The sequence below is a fragment of the Aeromonas sp. S11(2024) genome, from assembly GCF_041402345.1.
In the GTDB taxonomy this organism is placed as follows: domain Bacteria; phylum Pseudomonadota; class Gammaproteobacteria; order Enterobacterales; family Aeromonadaceae; genus Aeromonas; species Aeromonas veronii.
In genome coordinates this window covers 1-5,389 of record NZ_JBGLRC010000053.1, presented here as the reverse complement: position 1 = coordinate 5,389, position 5,389 = coordinate 1, and the positions used below count along the sequence as shown (strand labels likewise).

Sequence of the window (5,389 nt, the reverse complement as noted above, 5' to 3'; positions counted from 1 at the left end):
CTGGGTTGGCGCAGGATGCTGGAGCGTTACGGAAAAGGCGTAAATATCAAAGCATGTTTGCATGAGGCGCTGGGGCGCCCCATGCAACACGTCATTTGGACATAGCCTTTTGTTTAGGGGGGCAACCCGGGTTGTTTAGGGGCGACCGGCCGGGCAGGTGGCCACGTTGACGGCGGCAGTGCTGCCACCATGACGACCTGATGTGCTCACCTCGTTGCGTACCAGCGGCGGGTAGTTAACCGGCTCACGAGCAGGCAGGGCAGGGGCTTCGGCAGGGGTTGCCATCGGCGCGGATGCTTTGCGGGCACGAGCCAGCAGGCCAGCACCGTGAGCTACCTGTTTGGTCACGACCGGAGTCTCTTCCACCGCAACGGCAGCGACAGGAGCCGGGGCTTCGACAACCGCAACTGGCATTTCGACTGCAGCCGGTACAGCTTCTACGACAGGGGGGCTGACAGCAGGGGCTTCTTCAACAACCGGAGCGGTTTCAACCACGGTAGCGGCAGTCTCGTCTACAGCGGGAGCGGCGACAACGGCAACTTCCGGCTCTGCTGCAACCACGACTTCTGCGACAGCTGCAACAACCGGGCTAGCGATCACATCGGCTTGAGTTGCTTCGACCTGGGCAGCAGCCTGCTCGGCAGCTTCTTCAGCAACGACTTCGACAACCACATGCTCGGTCAGTGCCGCAGAGGCTTGCAGGGCTGCAGCGACGGCTTCAGCGCTCGGGATGGTAACAACAGGCACTACCGGCTCTTCAACCTGCGCTTTGGCAATATCTGCCTGGGCTGCGGTGGTCAGAGTGGTGGAATCTTGCTGTTCTTCGTCACGCTGGCTGCGGGCATCTTCATTGATGCGCTTGCGGCGCTGACCTTCGATACGCTGGCTGCGCGGAGTGCGGCGTGAACGGCGCTGGCCTTCACTCTGCTCTTCCTGCTCGTTACCCACGGTAGCATCGATCACTTCAGCTTGCGCTGGTACTTCGTCAACCGGCAGGGCAGGGGTGTCAGCAGCGGCGACATCGACGCGGATCTGCTTGCGCAGTTGGCGACGTTCGCGGCGCTCTGCTACTTTCTGCTCTTTTTCCTGACGTGGCTGGGCGGCAGTTGCATCAACGGTGTCTACCGCGTCAACAACGACTTCGGCGCGCGGCTCACGGGGAGCACGAGGTTCACGGGCCGGACGTGGTGCACGTTCCTGGCGCGGTTCGCGAGGCTCTCGCTCCTGACGGGGTTCACGTTCCATGCGCTGTTCGTTGCGCACTTCGCCACGAGCTTCACGCTCCTGACGAGGCTCGCGCTCTTTACGTGGACGGCGATTGCGGTTTTCACCAGCTTCGCGGTTGCCACCTTCACGCTTCTCGCCAGCTTCCGCATTGTTGCGGTTGCCACGATTGTCGTCACGACGAGGACGCTGACCACGGCCACGACCTTCTTCGCGCTGGTGACGCTGACCTTCATCCTTGCGTGCTTCACGAGCAGCAGGTTTCTCGGCGGTTGCTTTCACCTCGGCAGGGGCTGCATCGCTGCTGAACAGGCCGGTAATGCCTTTGATCAGCTTGCTGAAGAAGCCGACTTCGGCAGGGGCCGCAGCAACGGGAGCCGCCGGCTGTTGCGGTGCAACAGGGGCCGGTTGTGCCGGTTGGGCAAAGCCTTGCAGCAGCGGTTGCTCACGCTCGATCACCTGAGCTTGCTTCGGTTGGTAGACCGGCTTGGCAATCTCGGTTTTCAGCTCGTAGCTGGCCGCTTCCGGGATCTCGTTCTGACGAATGCGGGTTACTTCGTAGTGCGGGGTTTCCAGATGCTGGTTCGGAATGATGTAAACACGCACATCATTGCGCTGCTCCAGACTGGCGATGGCGGCACGCTTCTCGTTAAGCAGATAGGCGGCAACATCCACCGGCACCTGACCGTGAACCTGCTCGGTGTTGTCCTTCATGGCCTCTTCTTCGATGAGACGCAGGATGGACAGGGCGAGGGATTCGTTGTCACGGATCACGCCTTGACCCTGGCAACGGGGGCAGATATGGCTGCTGGACTCGTTGAGGGAGGGGCGCAGACGCTGGCGAGACATCTCCAGCAGACCGAAACGGGAGATCCGACCCAGCTGGATGCGGGCACGATCCTGATGCACCGCTTCACGCAGACGGTTTTCCACTTCGCGCTGATGGCGAACCGGCGTCATGTCGATGAAGTCGATTACGATCAGGCCACCCAAGTCGCGCAGACGCAATTGACGGGCAATTTCATCGGCCGCTTCCAGGTTGGTTTGCAGCGCAGTCTCTTCGATATCGCCGCCCTTGGTGGCGCGGGAGGAGTTGATATCAATGGAGGTCAGTGCTTCGGTCGGATCGATAACGATGCTGCCACCGGAGGGGAGGCGCACTTCACGTTGGAAGGCTGATTCAATCTGGCTCTCAATCTGGAAGTGGTTGAACAGGGCAACTTCACCCTTGTACAGCTTCACACGGTTGAGGAAATCGGGACGCACCAGCTCGATATGGGCCTTAGCGCGTTCGAAAATCACCGGATTGTCGATCAGGATCTCGCCCACATCGCGACGCAGATAGTCACGGATGGCACGCACGATGACGTTACTTTCCTGGTGGATCAGTACCGGCGCAGCGCGCTCCTGGGAGGCCTTGTGGATGGAGTCCCAGTGGTTGAGCAGGACGTTCAAATCCCACTCCAGCTCTTCCGGAGACTTGCCTACACCGGCAGTGCGCACGATCAGGCCCATGCCTTCCGGCACGGTCAGTCCGCTCAGGGCTTCTTTCAGTTCAGTCCGCTCATCACCCTCGATGCGGCGGGAGATACCACCGGCACGGGGGTTGTTGGGCATCAGTACCAGGTAGCTACCTGCCAGGCTGATAAAGGTGGTGAGGGCTGCACCCTTGGTGCCACGCTCTTCCTTGTCGATCTGGACGATAACTTCCTGACCTTCGCGGACCACTTCTTTGATGTTGGGACGACCCTGATAGGAGTAACCGGAGGGGAAGTAATTGCGGGCGATCTCCTTCAACGGCAGGAAACCGTGGCGCTCGGCGCCGTAATCAACAAAAGCAGCTTCAAGGCTGGGTTCTACGCGGGTGATCTTACCCTTGTAAATGTTCGCTTTCTTCTGCTCGTGTCCCGGACTTTCAATATCCAAATCGTAGAGCTGTTGTCCGTCAACCAGCGCTACGCGCAACTCCTCTTCTTGAGTTGCGTTGATAAGCATTCTTTTCATTGAGTTCTCATTATTGTGTCATTTTGATTTCCTCCATCTGGGTCCTACCAGCGCCGGCCTCGGGTCTTCAGCATACTGGGGCAACCTCCCGGTTGGGGTATGCATGAGGCGCAAACTAAGGGCGTTCTGGTCATCTTTTCTCGAGAAGAGATGAATAAGGATGCCGAAATGGAGACAAATAAACGGTGATGTTTGTGTTCTCCATGCGTTGTACCTCGCACCCGGGAACCGTCATGTTCTTGTATACACGGTGTTTCGGGATTGGGTGGCATACTTTTTGGCCACTTAGTACAAGGCTTGAACACAATGACAAAACCTTGTTTATTATCCCATTTAAACCTCTTTTATAGCAAGGCGCCATTTTTCAACAAACCATGCAGCCAAGGGGCGCTGGCAGTGTTAAAATCCGCGCCATGACACAGATACATCAACAAGTGCAGCTGCTCACCATCGAAGCTGAGCATGACGGGCAGCGCATCGACAATTTTCTAAAGACTCAGCTAAAGGGCGTCCCCAAGAGCCTGATCTATCGCATCCTTCGTAAAGGCGAAGTGCGAGTAAACAAAAAGCGCATCAAACCGGAGTACAAACTCTGCGCAGGTGACGAGGTGCGGGTTCCTCCCGTGCGAGTTGCCGAGAAGAATGAGCTGCCTTCGGCAAACCTCGGGGTGATCCAGCGTCTGGAGAGCCAGATCCTGTTCGAAGACGATGCCATGATCGTGCTGAACAAGCCCTCCGGGATGGCCGTACACGGTGGCAGCGGCCTGAGCTTTGGCGTTATTGAGGGGCTGCGAGCCCTGCGTCCAGAAGCCCGTTTCCTCGAGCTGGTGCACCGCCTTGACCGCGACACCTCCGGCGTGCTGCTGGTCGCCAAAAAGCGCAGCGCCCTGCGTAGCCTGCATGAGCAGTTGCGCGTCAAGACCATGCGCAAGCAGTATCTGGCGCTGGTGCGCGGCAAGTGGCAGGCCCATGTAAAAGTGGTCAACGCACCGCTGCGCAAGAATGATCTGCAATCCGGTGAACGGGTGGTGCGGGTCAGTGCCGATGGCAAGCCCTCCGAAACTAGGTTCCGTATCGTGCGTCAATTTGCCGAAGCGACCCTGGTCGAGTGCAGCCCCATTACTGGCCGTACCCACCAGATCCGCGTGCACACCCTGCATGCCGGTCACCCGATCGCCTGTGACGATAAGTACGGTGAAGCGGCGTTTGACGAGAAAATGCGCAGCCAAGGGCTAAAACGGCTCTTTTTGCATGCCTGGAAGCTCAGCTTCACCCATCCGGCCGATGGTCGCGAGATGCAGGTCGAAGCGCCGTTGGCACCTGAGCTCGACAACTTCCTCAACGGCTTGCCACGCTGATGCAGGATATCCGGCTCGCCATTTTCGATTGGGATGGTACCCTGATGGATTCGGTGGGCCGGATTGTGGCCTGTGTGCAGGGGGCCGCCAGAGATTGTGAGCTAGCGGTTCCTGCTCCAGCCCAGATCCGGCAGATCATCGGGTTGAGCCTCGATGTCGCCATGTCCCGTCTGTTCCCCTTATGCAGTGACAGTGGCGCTACCAGAGATGAGCGCCAGATTGCCGCACTCATCAATCGCTATCGTCATCACTATCTGCACGACGCTACCCCCAGCCCGCTGTTTGCCGGGGCAGGGGAGTTGCTACATAACTGGCAGTCACGGGGACTGCAACTTGCTGTCGCTACCGGGAAATCGCGCCGTGGGCTGGATCGGGTATTGGATGAGACCGGGCTGCACCCGTTATTTGTGACCAGTCGTGGGGCCGATGAGGCTCGCTCCAAGCCTGATCCGCTGATGCTTGAGCAGATCCTGGACGAGCTGGGGCTGTCACCCCGGCAGGCGGTAATGATCGGCGACTCTGTTCACGATATGGCGATGGCCGAGGCAATTGCCATGCCGCGCATTGGCGTTACCTGGGGTGTAGATAGTAGTGATGCTCTCAGTCGTCACGAACCTGTAGCGGTGGTGGACTCCATGACGGCTCTTCGCGGGCTGTTGTAGACGCTTCTCTTTAAGAGACATCAATCTGATTGTCTAGTCCAGAAATAGGTTTACACATTTTCAACTAGCATTTCTCTACTCAGAACCCCCTATGTACCGCATCGGGGGTTCTGTATTTCAACGCATGATGCGGCCGCTCCG

Annotated in this window: 3 protein-coding genes and 1 pseudogene; 3 read left to right on the top strand and 1 reads right to left on the bottom strand. The window is 58.4% G+C overall.

What is annotated here, in order from left to right:
- Nucleotides 1–105: pseudogene (locus tag ACB040_RS20605) on the top strand (IS1595 family transposase); the annotation flags it as partial.
- A gap of 30 nt (nucleotides 106–135) precedes the next feature.
- Here the strand turns inward: ACB040_RS20605 and rne are convergent.
- Nucleotides 136–3,228: a ribonuclease E gene (gene rne / locus ACB040_RS20600; protein ID WP_371156307.1), complete on the bottom strand. Its 3,093-nt coding sequence runs from the start codon at nucleotides 3,226–3,228 to the stop codon at nucleotides 136–138.
- A 413-nt stretch (nucleotides 3,229–3,641) separates the two neighbouring features.
- On the opposite strand from rne, the gene rluC reads away from it, so the two are divergent.
- A complete protein-coding gene (gene rluC, locus ACB040_RS20595; RefSeq protein WP_042030945.1) occupies nucleotides 3,642–4,586 on the top strand; it encodes a 23S rRNA pseudouridine(955/2504/2580) synthase RluC in 945 nt (314 codons plus the stop codon).
- Nucleotides 4,586–5,248 carry an HAD-IA family hydrolase gene (locus ACB040_RS20590; RefSeq protein WP_338774904.1) on the top strand — a complete coding sequence of 221 codons (663 nt, stop codon included), beginning with the start codon at nucleotides 4,586–4,588 and terminating at the stop codon, nucleotides 5,246–5,248. Before rluC ends, ACB040_RS20590 begins: the two co-directional genes overlap by 1 nt.
- Nucleotides 5,249–5,389 lie beyond the last annotated feature (141 nt).